The organism is Pseudodesulfovibrio piezophilus C1TLV30, from assembly GCF_000341895.1.
Lineage (GTDB): Bacteria > Desulfobacterota > Desulfovibrionia > Desulfovibrionales > Desulfovibrionaceae > Pseudodesulfovibrio > Pseudodesulfovibrio piezophilus.
Genome location: NC_020409.1, coordinates 3,393,053 through 3,419,579, shown reverse-complemented (window position 1 = coordinate 3,419,579; position 26,527 = coordinate 3,393,053). Strand labels below are relative to the sequence as shown.

Below are 26,527 nucleotides of genomic sequence, written 5' to 3'. Positions count from 1 at the left end.
GAAAACGAATCGAGTGACACTTCATCACGCATCGTCTTTCATTTCTATAACGTCAACTCGGTCATCTGCCTTGAGCATCCCACCACAGACTGAAAGATCATCACAAAGATGACGCAGTGCCAGGGGCGGGGCACAGACAGAGACTTTGCCTATAAACTAATTCTCGACAGAATGCAGCCCGCCGGAACCGGCACGGAACTTCACATTCGTCCTCTCCGTACCCTTGGGATCGGACTTGCTGCAATTCCACATACACGCACCACAGTGGACACATTTTTCCCGATCAAAAAGAGGCGTACCACCTTCAGGGTTGGTATAAATGGCCTGCCCGGAACACGCTTCGACACACACCTGTTCCCGACAGGTCCGACAGGTTTGGAGGTCGGCAAATCGAACATGATCACCATAGCCATGATTGGCCTGCACCTTGCCCCCCATAAGCAAGGCATCCTGATGCGAGACCAGTAAAGTTCCGTCCAACGGGATTTCAGGCCACCCCACACGGTCCATGAGAGCATCATGAAGACTGCTCCCCTTTCGGGTACACTCGGAACGAATCTCCTGAATCTCGTCTTCGTCTATATACCCCTTGTAATACTTTTCAATGGTCGGGATGCGATCCTGCGGCTTAACTGATTTTCCAGGCATGGAAAACATTCCATTGGTCAGACCGGTTAACCCCATGCCCAGGAAGCCGCGAAGCACGCCCTTGGTAAAGCCGTCTCGGGACTTCTCCGCAACCCTGGCCTCCGCTTCCACCCACGAAGCTCGGCGTTTGGCAACATATGTCGCTTCAAGGTTTTCGCGAGAAAAGTCCTTGCCTTCCTTGAGCAGGTCCAACACGGCCTCGCCGAGTTGAACCCCAGTGGCCCACGCCTCATCCACCCCGGAGCCGGTCAACACATTCGTGGAACCGGACCCTTCACCGATGCGGGCAAACCCGTCACCAACGAGAAAAGGTTCTCCGGCCTTGCCTGATTCAGCCAAGGTCTTTGCCCCCCAAGAACGCATGGTGCCGCCTTTGAGCCGTTTCCATAAATACGGGTGGAGCATCCAATGCTGCATGTACCGATATGCGGTCCGAACCGGATTGTCGAACCAGGACGGAACAAAGATTCCCAAAGAAGCCACATTACCGGGATAGACATACAAAAATCCAAAAATTTCAGGCTCAGGATAGCCAATGGTATGCAACACCGTCCCTGGCTTCCAGTCACACCCTTCGGGCAGGTCCACCACGCATTTCATACCGACGGCCCACTCTCGTTGGTGATGACCTTCAGGAAGACCGAGCTCTTGATCAAGAGACTGCCCAACCGGACCGACCGGACCATCCGCAATGACTGTCAGCGCAGCTTTCATATCCATACCGGGCATGAATCCACCACCGGGAGTTCCATCTTTCTCCACACCCTGATCAACCATGCGCACCCCCTTGACGGCCTTGCCATCCATAAGCGGTTGCGCCACCGGACTCGAAGGCCATATCTGGGCCATTCCTGTACACATCAGATTACTGCCGACCCACTGATTGAGTTGGCCAAGAGAAAAAATCATGCCCGGATGTTTTTCGAGAAAAGATGGAATATATGGCAATTCATATGCATCGTCTTTCATCCACCGCCCCAACAACGAGTCGGCCACCTTGAAAGCAGTCGGACGGCGACTGGCCCCCACGGGGTCCTTCAGGTAAAGAATCTTTTCCTCGGTCACCTCATGGGCCATGGGGATTTGAGAAAGATCAAGATCCGGAAAACTTGCCTTGATGGAACGGCCTTTTGTCACGACACCGGAGACACCAAAACCGATGTCATCCGCACGCTCATAGCAGATAACCTGAGGCGGCATACCAGGCATTGCTTTGGACTCAGCCACAGGCGTCCCGTCGTCATTCATCAGTCCACGCGTCAGAGTCGTCAGAAACCCGCCGGCAGCCGGGCCAAAGCCAACACAGACGATATCGGTTTCCATCTCGGCGCGTGGCATTTCCATCGTTTCCGTTTGATCACTCATGTCATTTGCCTCCGGCAATCCTGAGAGGAATCGAAACCATACCGACATGATCTCGCAATCCTCCAAAATGTATAGGACGCCGCAGGAAAACTCCTGCCGTGGGCAGAAGAAGTGCGGCGTTTCAAAGTGTGCTCCCCATCTGGGTTTTCCAACCTGTACCCAAAAGGCTCTCCGGTCAGAAAGGGCCATGGGAGAAATCGCCTATGACGAATTCTCCCATGGTATTCTCTTCATGTTACCCGAGAGGATAATCAAGGGCTTCGGGGATCATGACTTCACCCAGAGCATTCCCGGCCCTGTCCTTGGCAGAACGAGACCCGGCCATGCACATATCCACCGTAGCCTTCAGTCGCCGGAAGGCCTTGAGGTCGTCCCGAGAGCATTTGGACTGGTCTCCAAGTTGACCGTCAGGCGAGCACTCAGACGGGCTTTTGGTTTCAGGCTCGCATTTTTCAGCGATGGTTCCATCTGATTTTGGGCACAGACATGTGTTGAACCCGTAGACAAGTTCCGTACAGATTCGTGCCACTTCACCTGCGGCACGGGCTGACTGAATGTGACAGAGGTCCTTGTAGAAACCGGTCAGATCGTCAAGTCCCTCTGCAAGCGTCGGAGCCATGGGACCTTTCTCGATCAATTCCATGACATCTGTCGCCAGAAAATAGGGACCAAGCAGCCACCCCAGGGCATCAGCCAGAGCAAAGGTCACACCCTGACGTTTGCTATGGAAAAGCTTGCGTCCATCATCGTCCTTGGCAGTCTGAAGATGCTTGAAAGTCCACTGCCACAGTTCCATGGCAGAGGCGAGGACATACCCGCCCAGACCGGGGACAGTCGCTCCGGCTGCCTTCATCTGTCTGATCCAGGCTGAAAGGATATGCTGAAAGACTTCGGAAGTCATGGTCATAGTCATGTGGCGACGTTGCACCGCCTCCGGTCCCTCATAAGTGGCTTCAAGCTGAGTGTCTGTCCACTTCTGCATCAGAAATCCGGGGCAATCCTCGGTAATACCATATCCGCCGACCAGGGCGACGGCCTCACGCATCATGTTTGCGCCGACACCGGTATTCCACAACTTGACGCCGGGATTCAGAATCCCGGCCAAAGCCTCCATATAGGCGTAAGAAACAAGGGGCTCCTTTTTTAGGGCCACATAGCGAGCCTGGTCGCGTTCTGCTTCAGGAGCATATTCCAGATCAATGAATTCAAACACCTGATCCTTGAGCTTGCGCAAGGCAACCATCTGTTTCCGGGCAGAAGTAACACCCTCGGCTTCGAAGTGGACTTCCTTGGCCTTTTCGATGGGGTCGAAAGCATCGGCCAGACGGGAGGCGGCAAAAGCCAGGGAACATCCGGCTTCTCCAGATGCCCAGATATCGACCAGACGTTGCAGCGCATCCTCATTGTTCTGAAGCCCCTTATCATAACGGGGAGAACCTTCCTTGGCGGCATCACCACCTCTAAAGCGGTTGCGATGGTAGCGAATAACCGGCTCCACGGCAGACAAAAGCTTGGCAGAGGTCATCAGTCCCACCGGGATACGGGTCCGATGGAAAACCGCACCGATGATCTCTGAATGATTGTATTTGGGGACAATCACGCCGTCGACAACTTCATAGCCACCGATAATGCGGGACGCAGGGACTTTGAGATTCAAGACAGGATCGCGGGTCGAGGAAAGCTGATGGACCATTTTCAAGGTAGGAGCGCCACGGTCGAAAATACCCTCATCACCCTCTTCGAGAATGATCATGAAGGTTCCCTTGATACGCTCGTCATTGGACTCGACAGCCGCTGTGACAAAATTTGCAAAATCCATGTTGGTAATAAACCTGCCGCGCTTGTCGATCTGGAGCATCGGCTCTTCGCCTTCATTCCAGTCCGCCACTGTGGCCTTGCCACACAGCACCCCTGTATCCACCCCGATGTATGGTAATGGCTCGGTCAGGGCAAATGCGCCACGCCAGATTTCTCTTTCCTCACCGGGCTGAGGAGGCACACATTTGGACATATAGTAGTCACGTTGTTCGCTCGTGCCCTTTTCATGGATCGGAGCCAAGGCAAGATTGGATGCCAACGAAGACGTCGCCGCTCCCGCGTCCACCCAAGACAGCTCAAAAGCAACCAGCGCCAAAGCCAAATTTTTTGGACCTTCAATAAACCCGCCCTGGTGCGGGTCCATGAACAGAGCCGTCAGACCGGACTGATCAAAGGCAGTCAGCAGTTCATCTTTCTGCTCAGTCCACTCATGGGTATTACGCGCCCCCTCCGCCACCAATTTGGCGACGACACTTCGAGCAATTGAACGGGCAGACTGGACAGACATTTGGAGGTCGAAACGATCAGCGAAGCGCCACATGATCTGGCGGACATCATCTCCTGGAAGAGTTCGCAATGTATACATAAATTCATTCCTACGGTTGGTTGAAGACCGGAGCTTTCGGACGATATAATAATAGTTGGGCACGATAGGTCATGTTAGATGATGAGTCAAAGTCTTTTTGTTTTTTAAACGGCAGTTTAACCCGCATGATTTCTCATTTTCCCCAGCACTGTCTTCTCTTGTGCCTCCCAGAACGATGATGTGGAAAATTCTCATGCAAACAACCGCCAAGGACTTTGACTTGGCATCCAATTCACTGCATTATAAAGAACTATGATGAAAGAGATAGCCCTCTATGCCGGAAGTGAATAGCCGAGTTTCCGACATCGCGTCAGTCGTGCGAACCTATGCGCTCAACACGGCGTCTCAAGGTATGTCCGACATTGATATCCTTGCGGACACTTACATCAAGACAGTTCTTTCAATCAGCCCCCCGACAGCGGGCGATGCCGGACCGATTTCCGAAACAGCCCTCAATTTTTCAAAAATCATTCAGGTGTCAAAAGACCCTAGGACCATCAAGGCATGCTTGCGCGCCCTACTCCGGTCCGGTCGATTTGCCAGAATTCTCGCGGCCCGTTTCATTCATAGCCGTTCAATCGCTCTTCGCGAACTCGCAGCCATGCTCGCCTCCACTCCAGCAGGCGACAGGCTTGCGCTCGGACACGAAATGCTGCTCAGCTATCCGGGAAACCATGACAAGCAAACACTTGATTGGCTTGACGCGCTTATGGCCTCTGTTTCGACGGCCCCTCCCGAAGAACTGACCCCCTTTATAGCGTCTTTAGGAGAGCAAGGAGAAATTCTGGCTTTTCCTGCCCGACAAGTTCTGATGCATTCATCTTTTGAAGTGTGGCTGTCCAATTCGCTCAAGAAAGGTGGCAACACAGTCAAACTCTCGGTTCTTTGCCATATAATACTGGCGTTGAACGATCCGTACTATGCTCTTGAACTGTCGCGATCCTTGAAAACAGAGACATTCGCTCCCACCAAACTCGCTTTGCGGACAGTCGCCCAGGTAGCAGAAGCCAGGAACAGCGAGGTGTTGGATATGTTCCTGAGCGTTCTCAAGTCATCGAAAGGAAAACTGACAGCCCCATGCCTGGACGGGATCATAGACCAACAGGCTCCGGCAGCAGGAAAACTGCTGGCGACACTGTACATGAAAATGCCTTCACTGCGGCAAACGACCATAAGCCGTATCCCCATGCTTGGAGATACGGCCTACAAATCCTTTCTGGCTGCTCTCCCGAAAATACAACGGGAGCATGCTGAATCAGAAGGACTCTCTGCCCTGATCGCCATTGCCCCACAGTTTGTGGCAAGCCTGGCCCGAACAGGAACAGTGACCAGTGAAACCTTTCCTTCACTGGTTCAGGAGACCAATCAATCCCCTTTACCTGCGACGGAAAAAGAGACATGTCCCCAACCAGGATTCTTCTCCCGACTTTTCGGCCCACGTAAAAAGACACTGGAAAAATTGCTTCCCAAGTTCAATACATTCAAAAATCTCGATCTCAACTGCTCTCATGTTCGAGCCGAAGAACTGGATGGTGTGGAGATGACGGATCTCGACCTGACGGATTCAGTACTTGCCGACATCCGATTCATCAGGGCAAAAATTGCATCCAGCCATTTTACCAATGTCATCTTCTCCGGGGGAAGCCACAGCGGCAGCATCTGCACTGTCACGGATTTCACGAGTGCACACTTCAGTGACATCACTTTTTCAAAATGCTCCTTCAATGATTGCAATTTCACCGATACAGTTTTCAGCAGATGCACTTTTTCCCACTGCCGATTCCGCAATTGCACCTTGGCCGGAGCGGTATTCCTGACATGCACTCTCTCCCAGGTCGGCGTTACCTCCTCGGTCATGGCGGGGAGCACCCTCCATCAAACCACCATAGAAACCAGTAGATTCGAAGACGTTGACTTCTCCGCCACAAACATCGCCGACTCCACACTCAAGGGAGTAGAATTCCCCAACTCTGTTCTGTATTCCGTTACAATGTATAATTCATCATTTGCCGCTGTGGATATGCCGGGAGCCACGGTCCAGAGCTGTGCGGTGACTCATTCCGACCTGTCTCACGTCCTCCTGCTCCGCAATGAGCTTCGCCACCTTGCAAAGCTGACCAATAAAGCCAAAGGGGTCCCGTTGCCGGATTCTTCGGCTTTTTCCCATGAAGCAGCAGCCCAAATAATGCGCTCATGGTCTCGAGAAATGTCCTTTCTGCGCAGGGAAGAACGCATGTTGACACTCAACCGGGCCAGGCTCGCCCGAGCATTAGCAGGGCTGGAACGCGAAAAGCAGGTCTACCTGCGTCTCCTTCCCTATCTGCTCGACACGACGGTATTCGAAAAAAAATTCTCGCTCAGAGGAGTCCCGTCTTGCGAAGTATGGGGGTATACTCCGTGTCTCACTTCTCTTGAACTCAGCAAGCAATTTTTCCCGACTCACAAACACTCCCAAACGAAGCCGACCGTCCGCATTCTCGCGGTTTACGCCATGGGGAGCCTCGGAACCGTGGCACAGACGGCCAAGTCCGATATTGATTGCTGGGTATGCTACGATGGAGACATCGATTTGGCGGCCGAAGCTGGATTAAAACGAAAACTTGATGCCCTCGGACTGTGGGCCGAAAGTGAATTTGGCCTCGAAGCACACTTCTTCCCCATGCGAATGGACGATGTTCGAGCCAATATTTTTTCTGCCGGGGACGAGGAAAGCTCCGGCTCTGCCCAGGCTCTGCTTCTCAAGGAAGAATTCTACAGGACAGCCCTGCGCATAGCAGGAAAAAATTTGGCATGGTGGGTGACACCGGCAGGTGCAGACAAAAAGACCTACGATGAATGCCTCCAGGCAGCGAGACGTTACCCCTTGACAGGACGCCCCAGGCTTGAAGATTTCGGGTATCTTGCCCCGGTTCCGGCTGATGAATATTTCGGAGGGTCCCTCTGGCAGATGGTCAAGGCGGTCCATTCCCCTTTCAAATCGGTCCTCAAACTCGGCTTACTTGAGACCTATGCTGATACAGAAACACTTCCTCTCCCATTATGCGACAGGATAAAACACAGTCTTTTTCTGCACCGTCGAGGGGTCAAACAAACCGATCCCTACGCTGTTCTTTTCAATACCCTGCGCCGATTCTATCACACGCATGGAGATAAGGAAGTCGCACGCCTTTTAACGGAATCCTTCATGTTCAAGGCCAACCTCTGCGATATCCCTTTTTTCAGAGGATTGCCCGCCCGCTTCGAAGACGCCAGCCTCGTGGAGGCCATGTTCGGCAAAGAAATCATTTCGCCGGACAAGATATGCAATACCAATGAGAAATGGTCCTTTGAAAAATCACTGAAAATGGGATCATCAGTCCGGCATTTCATGGTCAATACTTACAAGAGGATACAAGGAACTTTGACAGAAGGGGACGACTCCCGCGTCTTGATCAACCCGGAAGATCTGACCCGCATGGGACGTCGCATCGCCTCTAATTTTTCCAAGAAAAAGAATAAGATCATGCGTGTTCCATTTATGGATACCGGGAGCGACGGGTTCCCCATTCTGCACATGACAGCCCAAAAGGCCTTCGGGAAAAGACCTATATGGGTCGTCCGTGGCGGTTCTTTGGCCGAGACAAAAAAATCTGCAGAGTCCCTCCAACTCCTGCACCGGAGCGGTGATCCTGTCGTCATGCTGGCATGGCTCCTCGCCAACCGTCTCTATAACCCCAAAAGCCTGCTTCAGGCCGACAGAACCATAGCCCCCCTCTCCGTGGCCGATCTACAAAAACTGATGCCCGCCATGCATGATTTTTTCCCCTTTGAGGAAACATTTGAACCGGATATAAATGAAGGACTGGATGCAGAACGGGTTACCCGCGCCTTTATCATCCTGAACCTGACCGCCGCGCCGGAAAGCAATAAGATTGAAGAAGTCGCGGTGGTATACGCCACGAACTGGGGAGAAATGTTCTGCAAGACCTTTCTCTCACCCGGCAGGGAGTTTGAAGACCACCCATCGGCTTTCCTCGACAAGAATCTTGCACAGCCCGTATCAGAAACACCTGAGATGCTTCTCTTTATCCCTAAGGGTGCGCAATGCAAAAGGATCAATCTGATATAAACGAAAAAATCAGCAAGTGCCTACGAGAGTGCCGCTCTTCTCAAACTCCCAAAATGAAGAAGAACAGGGACACCACAAAGACACGGCAGGCATCGATCGGGCAAAGAAAAGAGTGGACTCTGGCAGCACAGGCCTGCCAAGGGACGAGGAAAAAGGGTTCCTTGGACCTTAAAACCGATACCGATAATACTTCACATCCACATCCATGAACGGAACCGAATTCGGCACAGCATCATGAGAGACTTCTCGGAAACCGTTTTTTTCATAGAAACGATGGGCTGCATGGTACGCATCGACTGTTCCAAGATAAATTTCACGGGTGCCGTGCCCTTCTGCCCACTCCAGCAGAGTATGCATCAGTTGCTGTGCAACGCCAGGTGTTTTGCCTCGATATGCCTTTTTCACGAACATTTTGCGCAAAGCGCACACTCTATCCCCGACATCCTTGAGGGCAATTGTGCCTACAAGCTCGTCATCAATGAAAGCAAGCCAGAAGTTTCCGGCTCCATGTTGGTAAAAATTGGAAATATCACGAAGGTCAGGTTGTTTTTCCGCTGAAGTGGCAACTCCAAATTCCCGGATCTGGATAGATGTAATAAGATCAACGATCGCATCTGTTTCATGGGCACAATAAGGTGTTATGATCATGATCAGATCATCCGTGTCGCGACCCAATCCAACACCATGGCAGGATTCACCGGGACTTGAGTATTCAAGGCATCCTGGGCCTGATCAAGTACGAGGCCAAGCCGACGAAATCGCTTGAGATCAAAAGACTGGGCAAGGGAGGCTGAGAGTTGTGTGGAGCAGGAACCGGAAAGGGCTTCCCGAAGCTCGCGCTGCATTCCAAGGACAACCTGCATGGCAAGTCCCTTGTCTACTGCCCCTTTGGCAGAGGTTCGTTCAAACCATCCTCTGCCAGACCCCCAGAAATGAATGAGCGCGGAAACCCACTCTGATATTTCAGGGGAATTCACCCTGATATCAGGCCATGCCAAGGTCACAACCCATGACCGGGACACAAGGGTCTCAAGGAGCCGTTCCCGCTGAGGAGCAGCAAGGACAAAGACATTGCCCGGGCGAGGTTCCTCCAATGATTTCAGAAGGGCGTTGGCTGCTTCGGTCATGAACATCTGCGCTTCGGCAAAAATGGTCACGCGGAAACCGTCACCATTGGGCGGTTGCCCCCATGTGGAGCGCATGGACCGAACCGGTTCAACCTTGATCAATCCGTCCCGCCCATCAAAGAAAAGAAGATCATTGAAAGCCTGCTCTGCAATCTGCTTGCAAGCGGCACAACTGCCGCACGGCACAGTCCCGGACGAACAATTGAGCCTCATGGCCCAGTACAGAGCGAGGGCGACACGGCTGTCCGCATCGCCCCCTTCGATAACTATGGATTGGGGAGGATCGTGAGCAATGGCGTTGAGCCGGTCGATCGCATATTTCTGCCCAGTCAGGGCAGCCAACGGATCTCCGATCAGTGTCATCGCATTCTCCTCATCTAGAAGGTCTGCACCCGATCCGGTCCGACAGAGACGATGCCAACTTTCACGCCGGAAATCTCTTCAATACGGCGCAGGTATTTGACAGCATTCTCCGGCAGATCATCCCAGGAGCGAGCTTCGGTAATATCTTCATCCCAACCGGGCATGGTCTCATAGACAGGTGTGACATGCGCCATACCATTCTGCTCCTGCGGCGGGTAGGCGATCTGTTCGCCCCTGTATTCGTACGCCACACAGAGTTTGAGTTCCTTCAAGCCGGACAGGACATCCAGTTTGGTAATAGCCAATTCCGTCGGACCATTCAGACGGGCCGACTCCTTGAGCACGACTAGATCAAGCCATCCGCAGCGACGTTTACGCCCTGTTGTCGCTCCGAATTCATGCCCTTTGCTCTGGAGATACGAACCGTCTTCGTCCATTAACTCAGTTGCGAAAGGGCCACTTCCCACACGAGTGGTGTACGCCTTGACAATCGCGATGATCCGCTCCAGATCACGCGGCGAACAGCCGGAACCCGATGCGGCATTGGCAGTGACAGTATTGGATGATGTCACGAAAGGATACGTTCCGTGGTCGATATCCAGATGCGTTCCCTGAGCCCCTTCAAACAAGACAGCTCCGTCAGCATCCTGGATAGCGGAAGAGACATCACCGAGGTACGGGACAAGTCTTTTCGCAACTGGCAGCACTTCATCATAGACAGCCTGCACATCCATGGGCTCAGCTCCATAGAGATGCTGAAAAAGGACATTCTTTTCTTCCAGAGCAGCGGCGATCTTCTTTTTCAACAAATCAAGGTCTGCGAAATCACCGGCACGGATACCACAGCGATTCATCTTGTCCTCGTAACAAGGACCGATACCGCGACCGGTTGTACCGATCTTGCCATCCTCGGACTTCGCGGCTTCACGAGCCGCATCCATCCGGCAGTGATATGGCATGATGACATGCGTTTTCTTGCTGATCATCATGCGGTTTTCGCTCACATCGAGTCCCTTGGCTCCGAGCTTGTCCAGCTCCTGGCAGAAAACGAACGGGTCCAGGACCACGCCGTTGCCGATAAGACACTGCTTGCCGGGATGCAGGACACCGGAAGGGATCAGGTGCAGAATGCACTCTTCGCCGTCCACCACCAGGGTGTGACCGGCGTTGTTGCCGCCCTGAAAACGGACGATAGCTTTGGCATCCTCCGCCAGCATGTCGACGATTTTGCCTTTGCCTTCGTCTCCCCACTGAGAGCCGAAAACCACAATATTGGCCATGTTATTGCTCCTTGAATAGCCGGGCAAATCACCCCGGCGAAATTGACACGCACAAACGGTTATCATCCGTAAATACAATTCCGATCGTCTGTCAACTCCGGTGAGGATTGAATTATTTCCTGTTTTTCGGGGTGAGAGTCAGCAACTTTCCCCTGCGGTCCTGTTTCGAGACCGGGGCATCACTCTGGCATCCATTGGAGGATTCCTCACAATCTTCCCTGTCATCAGCAGACCCCAGCGTCGGCTCCGGCGCTGTCAGTGCAGCAAGGTCCAGTCCCATGGGTGGATCATTGGGCATACGCGACTGTGCCCAATTATAGTTGAAAAGCTGATTCTTCATGCGTGTGGACTGAATGAGATTGAATATGAGAACAGACTCTTCCCAACGCTTGGTAGGTTCAAAATTCGCTACTTTTTCTGCGTACTTATCCCACAAGCTCATGAGTGAAGCTTCGTCATACGCATTGATCTGACGAGCCAGTTTCAATAGTGCCTTTTCCAAATAACTCTCTGACATGTTCTTTCCTTGCATTAACCTCGGCGCAAACACCGGGACTCAATCCATAGCAAAATTATGAACGACCCGCCAACGCAAAAACGCCTCCGATCCAGAAGACCGGAGGCGCTTTGGTGTTGCTTGCATTCCTAATAGATGCCCTTCCTGTTAAAGAACGCGCTATACTGCTGATCCACACCCTTGATATGTTTCACGAGCCAATCTTTGAGAAAATCAAGGACTTCAAGAGTCACAGAGGCCTTGCCTGACAGAATTTTTTGCTCGAAGGAAATAACCTTGTCCACAAACATCTTGTGCGCTTTCATATGATTTTCCGTTTGCGGATACCCATGCTCCTCGAACATGGATTCCTCATTGGAAAAATGAAAAACGGTGTAATCCTTGAGGTCGTCAAGAATAGATGAGAGGACACCTTTCCCCTTGCCTTCGCTCATGGCTTTATGCAAAGCATTGATCAGGTCAATCAGCCGGATATGCTGCTCATCGATTTCCCTGATATTCGTCGAAAGATCATCAGTCCACTGCATCATTCCCTTGGGATCGGTTGCATGAAGCCCCCGGCGATTCGACATTTGGAGGCCGTCCGCCTTCAGCTCGGACTCTATCTGTTCAAGAGTCTTGATATTGGCGTTGAGCATGGCATTGGATTCGCCGGACATATCCCGAATAACCAGATCAAGGTCCGATGCCATAGCGGCCATGGCATCCAGGCTCCGTGAAGCTTGCGTCATTCCCTCGGCCGTTTGCGTGGCAACATGAGTCACATCGGCCACTGCCTGATTGATTTCCTCACTGGCGGCGGACTGCTCCTCGGAAGCAGCGGCGATGGATTCGACCATCCCGGCAGTCTCGCCCACAATACTGACAATCTCATTCATGAATCGGCCAGATTCGGTAGCCGCTTCCGTGGATTTGACAATATCTTTTACCGAGGATTCCACAGCAGTTATATTGCTTCTTGCCTGTTCCTGAATGGTATGAACGGCGTTTCCGACTTCCTTGGTCGCCTGCATGGTTTTTTCCGCCAACTTACGCACTTCGTCTGCAACAACGGCAAAGCCTCGGCCTGCATCTCCTGCCCGCGCCGCTTCGATTGCTGCATTCAATGCCAGAAGGTTGGTTTGATCCGCGATATCCGAAACCACATCCATAATGTTCCCGATGCTTTCCGCCTGCTCTCCCAACTGACTCATGGAATCATTCAAATCCAATATCTGCACACGGATGGCATCAATGGAGGTAACCGCTGCTCGCACGCCATCTGCGCCGGTCTGCGCATTCTGTCGAGCCTGGGCTGCCGAATTCGCCGCATTGGAAGCATTATGAGCCACCTCAAGCACCGTGGCGTTCATTTCTTCCATCGCCGTGGCTGTTTCGGCCATACGATCCCGCTGAACATCTGTGCCTTGACTCACGTCATCCACCTGAGAGGCCAGTTCACTGACTGAGGCTGCAACATTCCTGGAAATTTCACTCGCCTTGGCAGCGGCAGTTGACATGGATTCAAGAAGCTCCTGAATCTGTTTCTGCTTGGTCTCGGACTCCGAAACAGCCCGTTGCGCCTGGGCTGCGTTCTTTTCAGCCTGATCGCCTTTCTCTGCCACTTCCTGCATCTTGGCCTTAAGGTTGCCGACCATGGTCTGTATGGATTCCTTGAGCGCCAGCAGCTCTTCCGTATATGTCCCTTCAATCTGTGCATCAAGGTCATTTCTGGCTATGGCCCCGGAAAAAGCCTGGAGATTTGAGAGCGGTGTCGTGACTTTGGTATTGAGAAAAAAGAGTACCAGCAGCACCAAAAGGACTCCAATGCCGACACACACACCCTGGGTAACCAACAAAGTGACGACTCGGCCTTCGGACTCGGCCTGCATCATGACAACAGCGGTATTCATGGCCTTGAGAACCTCGACACTCTGCGAAGTCAGCGTGAGGACCTCCGGGCTTCCCGAATCCAACCCGTTCTCAACATGCTTCTTATATTGATCCCAGAGGCTTTTCACTTTGACGAGCTGACCATGAACGGCAACACTTGCCTTGGGTAAGACGGCTTTGGTCCCGGCAGGATCAAGGGTCAATGGAGCACTCCCCGATTCCTTGAGGGCAGAGAGAGTCGCTTCAAAAACTTCAATGGTCGAATGAGTCTGTTCCTTCAAAGCCTCGGAAGGGTTGCTTCCGAAAGCCAGAGTCTCCTTGGCCAATTTCTGACTGAGCATTCGTTGCCGACCGGCCAGGTTAATAACCAAACTGTCGTTTCGCTGGCTTGAGGTTACAATCCATGTCGCGGTGAACATACCCACGATAATAAGGAAAATAAGAAAGACAGAACCGACCAGACGATATTTTATTTTCACGCATTCCTCCGAAAAGTTAGCCCTCTTCTCCTGAAAAACTCACGCGGAAACAACCGTATGCAATGAGGAATGAGGATGAATCATAAATACGCCCATCAAGGATAAAACACAATAAAAGAGTCCTCTTGAAGCGCAAACAACTCTTTTCTGACACATTGGCTCATCATTTTCATGTATCCGAAAAACGCCTTCTCCCCAGGCGCCAAGACTTACAAAAACGCATGAAACTCAGAACCGTTCAAAATCAGCGTCATCATCTCCCAAATCCAGAGCCACTCCAGAATTTGTCGTACCAGAAGCAGTCGGCGCCAGAGAAGTCTTGAAACCTTCACTGTCCACAGAACTCGTTGACGGAGTTTTCGTCACTGTCACTGGTCTGGTTTGAAACGAGGCTTCCCTTTGCTCTATTTTAAAAAAAGCGATGGATTTTTGCAATTGTACTGCCTCGCCGGATAATTCTTCCGCCGTTGACGCCACTTGCTCGGAAGCGGAGGCATTGTGCTGGATGACTGAATCAAGAGCCCGAATTGCCTTGTTGACCTGTTCGCCCCCCTTGCTCTGTTCATCGCTGGCTACGGCGATTTCCTGGACAAGCTCCGCTGTTTTTTGAATATCAGGGACAATCTGCTTGAGCAGTGATCCGGCTTCTTCCGCTACCCGCACACTGGAACTGGACAATTCACTAATTTCCGAAGCAGCCTTGCCGGACCGCTCTGCAAGCTTGCGGACTTCTGCTGCCACTACGGCAAAGCCCTTACCATGCTCCCCAGCCCGCGCCGCTTCGATAGCCGCATTCAAGGCAAGTAAATTAGTCTGTCGTGCAATTTCCTCGATAATCAATATCTTATCAGCAATCTGCTTCATGGCTTCAACCGTCTTGGCTACAGCGATACCGCCACTTTCCGTGTCGTCTGCGGCCTTGTTGGTCATACGGTTGGTGGCTTGGGCATTCTCGGCATTCTGTTCGATGCTGGCAGTCATCTGATCCATGGAAGATGAAACCATTTCAACACTCGTAGCCTGCTCTGTGGCCCCTCGGGACAACTCAATGGCAGAGGAAGCCAATTCCCCACTCCCCTCGGTCACCTGCCGCGCGGCGAGCGTAACGTCACCCACGACCCGTCGCAATTCCTTCAGCATGTTTTGCATCCCCGAAGCCAATTGCCCCACTTCATCTTTCGTGCCCGACGCAAAATTACGAGTAAGATCTCCCTTGGCCATTGAATTCGTGACCTTCACCGCATCCACCAAAGAACGGACCATACTTCGTGTCACGTATAAGACCACGAGAACACACAAGAGCATGCCCGCAAGCGTCGGACCAAGTATCGTCCAACTCAACCGTGACACCTGAGCATCGACATCATCAACATAGATACCACTGCCGATGACCCACCCCCATGGCTTGAACAATTTGACAAAGGACACTTTCGGCACAGCTTTCTCTGATCCGGGTTTGGGCCAACGATAGCTCACAAACCCCTCTCCGGCAGAGCGGGCTACTTTTGTCATCTCCTGAAAAAGAAAGACTCCGTCCTGATCCTTCAGATTCGTTAAATCCTTTCCATCCAAGGCTTGTTTGACCCCATGCATGATCATGACCTGTTTCATGTCATTGATCCAAAAATACTCCTGCCCTTTGTACCGGACATCGCGAAGCTGGGTCATTGCTTCGGCCTTGGCCTGCTCTTCTGAGACCGCCCCGGAAGAGGCCTGCCCAGCCCAGTAGTCGATGAGACCATAGGCAACTTCGACAACACTTTGTGTCGCTGTGCGTTTTTCATCCATCAAGGAATCACCAAGCAACGGGATGAAATGTCCGACGATACCAAGCAGAAACAAAAAGAAGGAAGCAAGAAACAAGCTGACAATCTTACTGCGCATACCCCAATCCTGAAAACGCTTCATGACAATGCTCCGTTGCGATGACTGACCAAACTTTCGATGAACACCAAGACTGAAATCAATTCAAAATCATATTGGCACACTGCGCTGGTCAGATGAATGATAATATTCATAAGAGTCGGTGTGACAGCACATTGGATGGGGAGAGCTTACATGCAATAATTGCCCGCCGAAGCAAGCTGTGCTATTAACCGCCACCTTCAAGGGAACAACAGGGAGTTACCATCATGAGCGATCTGAAAAAAATGTACCATACGCTTCAGCAGGATCCGTTTCCGGCTGATCTGAAATTGACACTGGGTGATCAGGAACTGACTTTCAAGAAGCGGACCTGGGAGATAGACGGTGAGACCAAAGGGCTCCGATACGGGGAGAACCCGGACCAGCCCGCGGCCTTGTATGAACCGGTCGAGGGGCATCTGGAAATCGGTGGGGTCAAATTCATCGGGGCCGGACAGGGACTCGTGTCAGCCCTGACCGAAGAGCATATGCTCCAGGCAGGCAAACATCCCGGTAAGACGAACCTCACCGATGTTGATAACGCCCTGAACATTCTTCAATACCTTTCCCAAAAACCTGCCGCACTCATTCTGAAACACAACAACCCCTGCGGTGCGGCCTGGACGGATGAAGGTGTTTCCGTAGCACTCAAGCGCGCATTCGAGGCAGACCGCATTGCCGCATTCGGTGGCGCTGTCGTCGTCAACCGCACACTCGACCTGGCTACTGCCGAACTGATCAATTCTGTTTATTTTGAAGTCGTGGCAGCACCCGACTTTGACACGGATGCCCTGGCAGAACTCAAAAAGAAAAAGAATTTGCGCATCCTGCAAATCCCTGGGATATCCGAGTTGGAAAAGCTTGTGCAGCAGCCATTTCTTGATATCAAATCCCTTTCTGATGGTGGCATGGTTCTCCAGTTTTCCTTTCGCAACGCTCTGCTCAAGACAGACGATTTCATCCCGGCCCAGGCCGAAAAGGATGGCAATGTCTTCCTGGCGAGAACTCCTTCCAAGCAGGAAGCAGAAGACCTGCTCTTTGCGTGGGCCGTGGAAGCGGGCGTGACTTCCAACTCCGTCCTGTTCGTGCGTGACGGCGTCACCACAGCCATTGGGACCGGAGAGCAGGACCGCGTCGGCTGCGTTTTGCTGGCCACCACCAAGGCATACATCAAATACGCCGATCTGCTGTCATCCAAAGAATTAGGCATGTCCCTGTTCGAACTGAAACTGGCAGCTATCAAGGACCCGGAAATGAAGGCTCAACTCACGGACATAGAAAAACGCACCGAGGAAGCTCGTGGCGGCTTGCCTGGCTCCGTGGTCGTCTCTGATGGATTCTTCCCATTCCGTGATGGTGTCGACTTATGTATTGACCAAGGGGTTACCGCCATAGCCCAGCCCGGCGGCTCCATCCGTGATTCTGAGGTCATTGCTGCCGTGAACGAAGCCAGTCCGCAGGTTGCCATGGTCTTCACCGGACAACGCTCCTTCAAGCACTAGCCAAGCCGCATACGAAACATCAGGCTTCACTGAACGCACGATTCGGTGAAGCCCTGTCATCTCGAAAAAAAGGATTGGAAGCGCTCTATCTCTCCCGATCAAAACGGACTTTCATAACCAAAACCGCCCCAGCTAAAAACAGGGTAACCGAGTTGGCAAGAATGACCGACAGTGACCCGATCAGAAACCCGTAAAGAAGCCACAGCAGAACACCCACGCAAAACAGCATGTACATCTTGAGGGAAATATCATCCACAGATCGAGACTTCCAAGTCCTTATGACCTGTGGCAAAAAGGACGCAGTGGTACAAAAACCTGCGACGATACCGATAAGTTCCATGGTTTCCCGAGTCATGCCAATTGTGTACCCCGGCCCACTGACACTGACAACCCTTTCATGGTAGAAGTCAGCAAACATCACTCAAAGATAAAGTAGCGACATGGCGAAAAAGACGATTCTTAGCCCGACTGTCCGCCCCGGCACCGTCGTGGAATTCATGCACGGCGACCAACCACAACTGGCCTGGGTACTGGAAGAAGCATCCGGCAAACTCCGCATCCTGACCATCAATAAAAGAGAGATCAAACTCCCGGCGTCACGTCTTTTGCCATGGCAGGGACCGGTCGCCCATGCTGAAATCAACCGTCAGGAAGTTCAGGACATCCTGAATACTCATCAGGAAAGGCGTGGGGAAATCCAAGCTGGTCTTGATGTTATGGAGCTGTGGGAGTTGGCCCAGGGAGAACTGGAAACAGCCCCGTTGACCTGGTTTGCCGGACTCCTCTGGGAGGAGCCTGGGCCGGATGAAGTAGCCGCCCTCGGTCGAGCCATGCTCACCGCCAAAACCCATTTCAAATTCAGACCCCCCAATTTTGAAATCTGGTCCGCGGAGCAAGTGGAGCAGAAGATGCGTCAAAAGACGGAAGAGAAAGAACGGGAGGCTGTGATCGCTGCCGGACAAACGCTGCTTCAGGAACTCTGGACCGCCTTCAGCCAGGGACGTCAACCCAAACTCCCTGACCTTGATAATGAGGTAGCACCCCATCTTGAAGCCATTCTCAAGGGTAAGGTCGCAGAACTCCTGGACGAAACAGATCGAAAAATATGGACCGCCATAAGCAAGGGACTGCCGGATATCCCTCATATCGCGCTGCTGCTTGCCCAATCATGGGGAATCCTGCTTCCTCACCACAATTATCTCCTGGACGAAGCAGAATACCAGTGGGGGAATGAATGGAGTCAATCCTATAATAATGAAATCAGTGAGATAGAGCATGGTTTTTCCAATCATGAACACGATTTTGACTCTACTGATTTCGTGAGCATCGACGCCATTACCACCAAAGATATCGATGATGCTTTCCATATAGAAAAAGATGGAACAGGATACCGTCTGCAAATAGCTTTGGCCCGTCCTGAAGCTCATTGGAAATTCGGATCGCCCCTCGACAAGGCAGTCATGAGCCGTGCTACCTCGCTGTACCTGCCTGAAGGCACGGCACACATGATGCCTGAGCAGTTGGGGACCGGATTATACAGCCTCCTGGCCGGAGAAAAACGTCCGACCCTGATCACCGAATTCCACTTTGACGAAAATGGGATCCTTCAATCGACCACACCCAGATTGGGGTGGACGCGTATAAAGACCAACATTACATATGAAGATGCGGACCATGCCATTGAAACCGGAACAGATGAGAATCTCGTCATCGCACATCAGTTGGCAGAGCAGCTCATCGAACGCCGGATAGAAGCCGGAGCCTGTGTCATTCGCAAACCTGAACCTGTGACGGCTCTTGAAGGGCAAGGGGCACAGACCAAGGTGAAAATCAGTCTCAAGGAATCAAGCCCCCGCTCCGAGCTGGTCATCAGTGAGTTCATGATCCTTGCCAACTCGGGACTGGCGCTCTGGGCAAAAGAGAATGATATCCCGCTTCTCCACAGAACACAGGATATTGCCCTGCCACAGGAATCCGCCGGAATTTTCACTGAACCGGCAGCCATTCTCCGTGCGGTCAAACTCCTTCTTCCTCCAACTCTGGAGACCACACCCAAACGGCATGCAGCCTTGGCAGTTCCTGCCTATGCACCAATAACTTCCCCCTTGCGACGATATACTGATTTCATCAATATGGCTCAGGTCAGTTCCTTTCTCATGAGCGGTGTTCCGCGCCTTGATGTTGAGGAACTGGATAAATTGGCGCTCAATCTCGGCATGCGTATCAGGTCTGTCAGTGCTGTACAGCGATTCCGCCCTCGATACTGGAAGCTGGTCTACCTGGCCCAGCGCCGAAAGGAATTCCAATCCGCTGTCGTTGTGGAGGACAATGGTTCCATGGCCACATTGGCCATGCCTCACATTCAAATAAATGTCCGGGCACCCAAGAAACTGCTGGGGGACAAACTCTACCCAGGCCAACAATTTCAGATCAACTTCTCACGGGTTGACCCGTTAACCAATGAAATCCGTATCGGTGAAGCACTGGAAGAATAACCCTTCCGGCGAGTTGTAGGGGCTTCCTTTCATCATGTATAAACGGTATGAGTTCGCATCAATTAAGAATTCGGGAGAAAATACTTTATGTCCGTCATCATCTGGCTTGTGATCGCCTATGTTCTGGGTTCCATTCCCTTTGGTCTTTTTATTGCAAAAACACTATGCAAAATCGACCCAAGAGAAGATGGGAGCAAAAATACAGGGGCCACAAATGTCGCCCGACTCTGTGGCACGAAGTTTGGTGTAGCCACCCTCGTTCTGGACTTGTCGAAGGGCTTTGTCCCCGTCTTTATGGCCTCATCCTGGATCGAGTCCGATTTTGGCCTGAGCCTGATTCTGATGGCCGCCATCTTTGGGCATGCCTTCTCATGTTTCATGGAATTCAAAGGAGGCAAAGCCGTGGCTACAACCATAGGCGCTTTTCTCGCAATCTCGCCGTGGGGAACCATTTTCTCGTCTTTGCTGTGCCTTGTGACTATTGCCATTTCCGGCCATGTGTCCATGGGGTCTCTGACACTGGCACTGTCGCTGCCGGTGTTCATGTTCCTTACAGGAAATTTTGCCTTCATCCCAGCTGCGATGATCGTCATGCTCCTGCTGTTCTGGCGGCATAAAGAAAATATTTACCGGCTTGCTCGGGGAGAAGAGAACCCTTGGCTCAAGCCTAAAGTTTAACCATCCATCCGCGTGAGATACAAGCCGGAATGCCAAATGGCATTCCGGCTTTCTCATATGGAACTCACTGTATCTCCAAATGGTTTCTCTCGTGCCGAAACCAATTTGCATGCACCCTTTTTCGCATGAGAGTTTTTCTCTCACCCTTGACGAGTGCTCAGCATCGCCCTACCTTCCATGAATATCTGACTAACTACTCACAGAACAAAAAAGGACACCCCATGGCCGGAAGAGCGACCCGCCTCAAGGATTCACCACAGCGATACGCCATCTATTCCATTATGGCTTCCATTCTGACACTGGGGCTTAAATTCGGCGCATGGGGAATGACCGGATCAGTCGGCCTCCTCTCTGATGCAACGGAATCAATCGTCAACCTCACAGCCGCACTTATGGCACTGACTGTCATAACCATAGCAATGCGACCAGCTGATACCGACCATACTTACGGGCACGGCAAAGCTGAATATTTCTCAAGCGGAATCGAGGGTGTCCTGATCATCATCGCCGCCTGTGCCATAGCCTATGCCTCCATAGAGAGATTCAACAATCCACAGGTGCTGGGGCATCTTGGAATAGGTCTTGGGCTGGCACTCCTGTCATCGCTGATCAATTACGGCACCGCAAAGACCATGCTCCGTGCTGCCAAACGATTTGACTCCATTACCCTGGAGGCTGATGCGAAACACCTCCTGACCGATGTCTGGACATCCGTGGGACTTGTCGGAGGACTTGCAATCATCCTGCTGGTCCCGCAATGGCAGATTCTTGATCCGATAATAGCGTGCCTCATGGCGGTGAACATCGTCTTCACGGGCATCAGCCTCATCAAACGGTCCATCGGAGGTCTGATGGACGACGCCCTGCCTCCCGAAGAACTCCAAATTATTGGGGCAGCTATCAGGAAACACCAAGGAGCTGATGCCACTTTCCATGGATTACGAACCCGAAAATCCGGCCCATGCCGATTTATCGATTTTCATTTGCTTGTCCCTGGAGCCATGTCAGTTCTAGGAGCGCACGACCTTTGCTGTCTGATTGAAAAGGAAATCGAATCAGCCCTGGAACAGTCGGAAGTCACCATTCATGTGGAACCACTCGAATGCGATTCTTCCTATGAAAAAGACCAACTCGACCCTGCGTGTCAATCCTGCTTGGACAAAGAAATGGGGTGTGCCTGATCAGACTGTTTTTTTCTTGAGTGAAAGAGCTTTCTTAAAACTTTCAAGGGGACGGGCAAACTTCTGAAGAAAAGGAGCATAGCGACTCCTGTAAAGCTCACGTCCAAAAGCATAGAGTTCAAGATCAAGAGAATTGACGGCCATAAGCGCTTTTTTCTCCTCAGACGTTATCCGTTTGGCTTTCTTTCGTTTATCGGTCACATTCTGGCTCTGATAGTCCAACCCATCCAGGGCATCGAGAAAAGAGAGCAGAAGGAAAAGGGACTCATCAAAACGTTCCTGAAACCCTATGAATGAAAAATTATTCTCCAGATTATACTGTGCCCGCCGCAGGACGTCCTCTCCACACTGACCGATGGGAACCGAATTGGCCACACCGGAGAGCCGCCTGCACATACCGTTATCCAACTCATGCCACAAACCGGTTGAGACAAACTCCGCCAAAGTCAATTCTTCATCAACGACTTTCGAATGCAGATGATGCCCCTCATGTCCCTTGACGAAATAATACATAGAGACAAGCCTCTCAATAGGATTGCGCAGGAAAAGGAAAGAAAAATGCGGCATCCTCAGGCTTTCAAGAAGAAAATATTCAACATGCCCGGCAATATATCGAAAAGGAGCCTGTTCTTCCGGCGAAAGCCCGGCAAAGTGAACATTGCTCTCCCAGTGGCTCAAGTGCAGCTTATTGTCCCCGCACAAAAAGACCTCGTCTCGATCAAATGCCGGGACAAGAATGGAATTTATGGTGCTTCCCGCTGTCTTAGGGATATGAAAATGGATAACAGTCTGGTCAATCATAGCCACCACGAGGTTAAAGTCAGAGAGCAAGAGACCTTCTTGACACTCCTCAAAGCTTACAGGCAAGGCGCAGGAGAAACAACCCCCAGCAAAGATTCCCGGTAAAAGCCCGAACAATCTAGCCGAGGCGCTCCAGAATGGCATTGACGACAGGTTCCAGAGTCGGGCGATCCACAGCAACTGCCGGGATGCCCTCAGGAAAGACATTCTGCATGGTTTCGCGAGAGTCCTCATCCAACTGATCCCACTTGTTGAGCACAAGGATGGCTGGAATCTCATCCAGATCCATTTCCCTGAGAATGGCTCGAACAGCCTCAACCTGCTCTTCAACCTCAGGATGCGAGGCATCACAAACGAGAACCAACAGATCGGCAGACTCCAATTCTTCCAATGTCGCCCTAAAGGCTTCCTTGAGATCCGGTGGCAACCGACGAATAAATCCAACGGTATCCGTCAGAACGACTTCCCGCTCCTGAGGAAAACGAATACGCCGACTAGTCGGGTCAAGTGTCGCGAACAGCTTGTCTTCGGCGAGCACCTTGGATTGAGTCAACGTATTGAGGAGTGTCGATTTGCCAGCATTGGTATAGCCGACCAGGGAAACAATGGGCAATCCGGCCTTGGCCCGTCGCTCCCGAGTCTGGGTGCGACGTTTGCGGACCTGCTTCAACTCGTTTTTCAGACGAGTCAGCCTCTCATTGGCACGACGACGGTCAATCTCAAGCTTGGTCTCCCCCGGTCCCCGCCCCCCAATACCGCCCATAAGCCGAGACATTGCCCGATTCTTGCCCACCAGACGAGGCAGTGTATATTTCAGCTGTGCCATCTCGACCTGGAGCTTGCCCGAGGCGCTGGTGGCGTGTTGAGCAAAAATATCCAAGATAAGCTGCGTTCTATCCAAAATTTTACGTTCCGTGATCTCGGCCAGGTTTCGAATCTGGGTCGGAGACAGCTCCTGATCAAAAATAATGACCGAAGCATTGGCCTGGAGTGCCTTGACCTCCAATTCTGCCAACTTGCCTTTCCCCATGATAAATTTCGGATTCTGCTTTCGAACCCGCTGAATCATCGTGCCAGCAGCCTTCAACCCGGCGGTATCAGCCAATTCGGCCAACTCTTCCAGAGAAAGCTCCTGCACAGGCCGCGAAGTCTTGTCCACACTGACCAAAAGCACACGATTCTCTTCGGTTCCGATGTCTCGGGCATCCAACTGTCGGCTGAATTCATCTTCAAGCGCTTCGACAATCTGCCCCAAATCAAGTTCCATACGATCCCAACGAACCGGTGAAAATATCTCATAACTCTTTTCATCGGGATTGGGAGGAAGCAGGTGGGCAGCCTGGGCTGTTTCCGGAAAGCCCTCGACAACATTAATGGCCGTCACCGAGTCAAGACGCAAAAAAACCATATCCATGAGGTCTTCCTGTGAAAGCGTCTCTTCACCCAGATGGGTATGCAGCAGGCGCAAGCCGCGCAACCGTCCGGAGGCCATTCGGGTTCGGGGTAATTCAGGAATATATATGGATCGGTTGTCGCCCACCAAAACGAGGACAACCTTACCCTGCCGATCCACAATAAGACCGAGTTGACGACCAATGTCAGTCGTCAACTCGGCCAATTCTCTGGCTTGTTCATTCGTGTAGTTCCCATTCATGGGAAACTGACGTTGATACAGGCGGGAAAGCCGCTTGATCTGGTTGGGTTTCAACCCCTGAAGGTTGCCCTTTGGCTTCTGAGCGATGGTGTTACTCCTCGATCTTGCAAGGCCATAGGCAGCCCTGACGGTCCCGTCTCAAGGGCGGGAAAAACAGATAATTCCATTTCGGACCGGCATATGCCTTCCCTGGTCCTTCTGACTTCACGAGACCGTTGCCCTGCCGCAACCAGGTGCCAACGTCCTCTCACGGCAGTCATAGCTGCCCGAAGTCGATGGGAGTGCTAGGCATCGTTTTCAGAAAGATACCTGGTAATCATGGCGTCGTATTCACTGACCAATTTGAAGGTCAGAGCAGCCATCTCTTTTCTCAGTTCCAGTGAGATTCCGCCATTTTCCTCAATTTCCTTCTGAATACGAGGATAATACTGCGGATCAGGCACCACAAGGATGGAGTGAAAGTTTTTGGCAGAAGCGCGAAGCATGGTCGGACCACCGATATCAATCTGCTCGACTGCAGCTTTGAGGTCCAACCCTTTACTGACTGCGTCGGCGAAATTGTAGAGATTGACACAGATCAGATCAAAGGTCTCGATTCCGAACTCTCGCAAGGTCTCCATATGTCCTTCATCATCCTTGTCGGCCAGGATGCCACCATGAATGTGGGGATGCAGGGTTTTAACCCGACCACCGAGAATTTCCGGAAAATCAGTGATGTCGCTAACGGATGTGACGGGAAGTCCGACTTCGGAGAGCATCTTCTTGGTTCCACCTGTGGAAACAAGTTCACACCCATGGTCAGATAGGAAACGGCCGAATTCAGCAAGTCCGGTTTTGTCGGTGACAGACAGGATTGCTCTTTTGACAGGCAATAGATTCATGCACAGTCCTCGCTTTATGTTTTGAAGGGCTGTGCCAGATTTGCTGCCATAAGGCAAGCTGCTTGAGTCTTTGTACCCTATCACATAGGCCACAGGAGAGATTCAATCGATACGCAAAACAAATACCATCGAACTCGACCTTCCCGGAGGACGCATGGTGCACCAATCGGAAAACTCGGGTGTCGAAAGCATATGTCTTCCCCCAGGATCAACCTCAGAGGCTGATTTCCCGTTCCATCCGCACACGCAAACGGAACGGGAAATCAACGGGGAGGGGAGACCTGTATCAGGACTGGATCGTCGCCAGCATCTCAGAGGCGGCATCGAAGTTCGGGTCCATTTCGAGGAGAGCCTCAAGCTGTTCCCTGGCTTCGTCCTTCTTCTCCAGGCAGACATAGCAGCCTGCGAGGGAATAACGCACCTCATGCTTGTTGGAATCGACCTCAAGGCAGTTCTTGAGGTACGGGACGATGTCTGCCACACGATCCAGTTCATGGCCGAGCCTGATCAATGAGAACAGGGCGACCATGTTTTCGGGATTCATTTTGACGGCCTCGACGAACATGGAGAAAGCCTCCACCTTATCGCCGTTTTCCATCTTGATGAGCGCTATCCCGGAAAGACTTTTGTCAGATGGTTCAATCTTGTGAGCCTTCTCGTACATCAGAATGGCATCATCCAGTTGTCCGCGTTGAACGGCAACCGTGGCCAAACCAAGATACGGGTCGGGGTGAATGCCATTCGAACTGACGGCTTTCCGATAATACTCTTCAGCCTTGTCCAGCTCACCCATGAAAAGGTAGCATTCGCCAAGTTCCTTGTTAATTTCATAATCGAGATGTCCACTCATGACGTTCCCCTCCATTTCTCCTTTACCCGGTGGCCGGGCTGAAAAAATCTCACAGGCCACATTTGGCCCGCGACCAGTCCTAGCAACCAATGTGCCAAAACATTCACCAAACTAAATCAATTTTTGTTAAGACAAGAGAAACAATCAGGCAACATACCATAATTATAATACAAATTCATCCACTCCCCCCTCAGCCCAAAAGGCTCCACATCTTAACATTCCTTAAGTAAAGGCATTTTCTGCCCAACGAGAATATTCCATGACCAGCATGGCTCGATTGAGATTTTTTTGACAAACATCTCTCTCGCCACACTTGTGACCCTTTTTTTCTTTAAAATCAAATGAATACGAATTTGGAACGCTAGTTGCTAATCCTCTTGCGAGTTTGGCGGAAAAATATGCCCGCTACGATCTCTG

General features: G+C 51.7%; 18 protein-coding genes. 5 read left to right on the top strand and 13 right to left on the bottom strand.

From position 1 onward, the window contains the following. Nucleotides 1-156 precede the first annotated feature (156 nt). Nucleotides 157-2,013 carry an electron-transferring-flavoprotein dehydrogenase gene (locus tag BN4_RS15765; protein ID WP_015416408.1) on the bottom strand — a complete coding sequence of 619 codons (1,857 nt, stop codon included), beginning with the start codon at nt 2,011-2,013 and terminating at the stop codon, nt 157-159. Nucleotides 2,014-2,248: 235 nt separating this feature from the next. Beyond that, a complete protein-coding gene (locus BN4_RS15760; RefSeq protein ID WP_015416407.1) occupies nt 2,249-4,417 on the bottom strand; it encodes an acyl-CoA dehydrogenase family protein in 2,169 nt (722 codons plus the stop codon). A 274-nt stretch (nt 4,418-4,691) separates the two neighbouring features. On the opposite strand from BN4_RS15760, the gene BN4_RS15755 reads away from it, so the two are divergent. Then, a complete protein-coding gene (locus BN4_RS15755) occupies nt 4,692-8,525 on the top strand; it encodes a class I adenylate cyclase (protein WP_015416406.1) in 3,834 nt (1,277 codons plus the stop codon). Nucleotides 8,526-8,693: 168 nt separating this feature from the next. On the opposite strand, the gene BN4_RS15750 is transcribed toward BN4_RS15755, so the two are convergent. From BN4_RS15750 to BN4_RS15725, 6 genes are all read right to left on the bottom strand, one after another. Beyond that, nucleotides 8,694-9,173: a GNAT family N-acetyltransferase gene (locus BN4_RS15750; RefSeq protein WP_015416405.1), complete on the bottom strand. Its 480-nt coding sequence runs from the start codon at nt 9,171-9,173 to the stop codon at nt 8,694-8,696. A 2-nt stretch (nt 9,174-9,175) separates the two neighbouring features. Beyond that, a complete protein-coding gene (locus tag BN4_RS15745; protein WP_015416404.1) occupies nt 9,176-10,015 on the bottom strand; it encodes a DNA polymerase III, delta prime subunit in 840 nt (279 codons plus the stop codon). A 14-nt stretch (nt 10,016-10,029) separates the two neighbouring features. After that, nucleotides 10,030-11,295 (bottom strand): adenylosuccinate synthase, encoded by a 1,266-nt coding sequence (locus BN4_RS15740; protein WP_015416403.1) that lies wholly within the window; start codon nt 11,293-11,295, stop codon nt 10,030-10,032. Nucleotides 11,296-11,407: 112 nt separating this feature from the next. Then, nucleotides 11,408-11,812, bottom strand: coding sequence for a hypothetical protein (locus tag BN4_RS15735; protein ID WP_015416402.1), 405 nt, complete (start codon nt 11,810-11,812; stop codon nt 11,408-11,410). A 128-nt stretch (nt 11,813-11,940) separates the two neighbouring features. Next, nucleotides 11,941-14,163 (bottom strand): bacteriohemerythrin, encoded by a 2,223-nt coding sequence (locus BN4_RS15730; RefSeq protein ID WP_015416401.1) that lies wholly within the window; start codon nt 14,161-14,163, stop codon nt 11,941-11,943. A gap of 228 nt (nt 14,164-14,391) precedes the next feature. Continuing rightward, the gene (locus BN4_RS15725) at nt 14,392-16,071 is read right to left on the bottom strand and encodes a methyl-accepting chemotaxis protein (protein WP_015416400.1); all 1,680 of its coding nucleotides are present in this window, start codon (nt 16,069-16,071) and stop codon (nt 14,392-14,394) included. 224 nt (nt 16,072-16,295) lie between these two features. Between BN4_RS15725 and BN4_RS15720 the strand changes: the two genes are divergently transcribed. Then, the gene (locus tag BN4_RS15720; protein ID WP_015416399.1) at nt 16,296-17,570 is read left to right on the top strand and encodes an IMP cyclohydrolase; all 1,275 of its coding nucleotides are present in this window, start codon (nt 16,296-16,298) and stop codon (nt 17,568-17,570) included. 85 nt (nt 17,571-17,655) lie between these two features. Here the strand turns inward: BN4_RS15720 and BN4_RS15715 are convergent, their stop codons facing one another. Beyond that, nucleotides 17,656-17,988, bottom strand: coding sequence for a SemiSWEET family sugar transporter (locus tag BN4_RS15715; protein WP_015416398.1), 333 nt, complete (start codon nt 17,986-17,988; stop codon nt 17,656-17,658). 22 nt (nt 17,989-18,010) lie between these two features. Between BN4_RS15715 and BN4_RS15710 the strand changes: the two genes are divergently transcribed. The 3 genes from BN4_RS15710 to BN4_RS15700 all read left to right on the top strand — a co-directional run bounded on the left by BN4_RS15710 (nt 18,011) and on the right by BN4_RS15700 (nt 21,924). Next, nucleotides 18,011-20,065 carry a ribonuclease catalytic domain-containing protein gene (locus BN4_RS15710; protein WP_015416397.1) on the top strand — a complete coding sequence of 685 codons (2,055 nt, stop codon included), beginning with the start codon at nt 18,011-18,013 and terminating at the stop codon, nt 20,063-20,065. Between the two features lie 87 nt (nt 20,066-20,152). Then, the gene (gene plsY / locus BN4_RS15705) at nt 20,153-20,743 is read left to right on the top strand and encodes a glycerol-3-phosphate 1-O-acyltransferase PlsY (RefSeq protein WP_015416396.1); all 591 of its coding nucleotides are present in this window, start codon (nt 20,153-20,155) and stop codon (nt 20,741-20,743) included. A gap of 221 nt (nt 20,744-20,964) precedes the next feature. Then, complete coding sequence (locus BN4_RS15700; protein WP_015416395.1) at nt 20,965-21,924, top strand: cation diffusion facilitator family transporter; 960 nt, start codon at nt 20,965-20,967, stop codon at nt 21,922-21,924. Here BN4_RS15700 and BN4_RS15695 read toward each other — a convergent pair whose 3' ends face one another. From BN4_RS15695 to BN4_RS15680, 4 genes are all read right to left on the bottom strand, one after another. Continuing rightward, nucleotides 21,925-22,755, bottom strand: a complete 831-nt coding sequence (locus tag BN4_RS15695; RefSeq protein WP_015416394.1) for a sulfotransferase family 2 domain-containing protein — start codon at nt 22,753-22,755, stop codon at nt 21,925-21,927. It abuts the gene before it with no gap. A gap of 88 nt (nt 22,756-22,843) precedes the next feature. Next, the gene (gene hflX / locus BN4_RS15690) at nt 22,844-24,433 is read right to left on the bottom strand and encodes a GTPase HflX (RefSeq protein WP_041720474.1); all 1,590 of its coding nucleotides are present in this window, start codon (nt 24,431-24,433) and stop codon (nt 22,844-22,846) included. Between the two features lie 230 nt (nt 24,434-24,663). Beyond that, entirely contained in the window at nt 24,664-25,260 is a 597-nt protein-coding gene (locus BN4_RS15685; protein WP_015416392.1) for an IMP cyclohydrolase, read from the bottom strand. Between the two features lie 286 nt (nt 25,261-25,546). Next, nucleotides 25,547-26,110 carry a tetratricopeptide repeat protein gene (locus BN4_RS15680; RefSeq protein WP_015416391.1) on the bottom strand — a complete coding sequence of 188 codons (564 nt, stop codon included), beginning with the start codon at nt 26,108-26,110 and terminating at the stop codon, nt 25,547-25,549. Between the last annotated feature and the right edge of the window lie 417 nt (nt 26,111-26,527).

Coding starts and splice junctions, on each gene's coding strand:
- BN4_RS15750 (WP_015416405.1), bottom strand. CDS start 9,173: ATGATCATAACACCTTATTGTGCCCATGAAACAGATGCGATCGTTGAT.
- BN4_RS15740 (WP_015416403.1), bottom strand. CDS start 11,295: ATGGCCAATATTGTGGTTTTCGGCTCTCAGTGGGGAGACGAAGGCAAA.
- BN4_RS15745 (WP_015416404.1), bottom strand. CDS start 10,015: ATGACACTGATCGGAGATCCGTTGGCTGCCCTGACTGGGCAGAAATAT.
- BN4_RS15680 (WP_015416391.1), bottom strand. CDS start 26,110: ATGAGTGGACATCTCGATTATGAAATTAACAAGGAACTTGGCGAATGC.
- BN4_RS15715 (WP_015416398.1), bottom strand. CDS start 17,988: ATGTTTGCTGACTTCTACCATGAAAGGGTTGTCAGTGTCAGTGGGCCG.
- BN4_RS15755 (WP_015416406.1), top strand. CDS start 4,692: ATGCCGGAAGTGAATAGCCGAGTTTCCGACATCGCGTCAGTCGTGCGA.
- BN4_RS15710 (WP_015416397.1), top strand. CDS start 18,011: ATGGCGAAAAAGACGATTCTTAGCCCGACTGTCCGCCCCGGCACCGTC.
- BN4_RS15725 (WP_015416400.1), bottom strand. CDS start 16,071: ATGAAGCGTTTTCAGGATTGGGGTATGCGCAGTAAGATTGTCAGCTTG.
- BN4_RS15720 (WP_015416399.1), top strand. CDS start 16,296: ATGAGCGATCTGAAAAAAATGTACCATACGCTTCAGCAGGATCCGTTT.
- BN4_RS15760 (WP_015416407.1), bottom strand. CDS start 4,417: ATGTATACATTGCGAACTCTTCCAGGAGATGATGTCCGCCAGATCATG.
- plsY (WP_015416396.1), top strand. CDS start 20,153: ATGTCCGTCATCATCTGGCTTGTGATCGCCTATGTTCTGGGTTCCATT.
- BN4_RS15765 (WP_015416408.1), bottom strand. CDS start 2,013: ATGAGTGATCAAACGGAAACGATGGAAATGCCACGCGCCGAGATGGAA.
- BN4_RS15700 (WP_015416395.1), top strand. CDS start 20,965: ATGGCCGGAAGAGCGACCCGCCTCAAGGATTCACCACAGCGATACGCC.
- BN4_RS15685 (WP_015416392.1), bottom strand. CDS start 25,260: ATGAATCTATTGCCTGTCAAAAGAGCAATCCTGTCTGTCACCGACAAA.
- BN4_RS15735 (WP_015416402.1), bottom strand. CDS start 11,812: ATGTCAGAGAGTTATTTGGAAAAGGCACTATTGAAACTGGCTCGTCAG.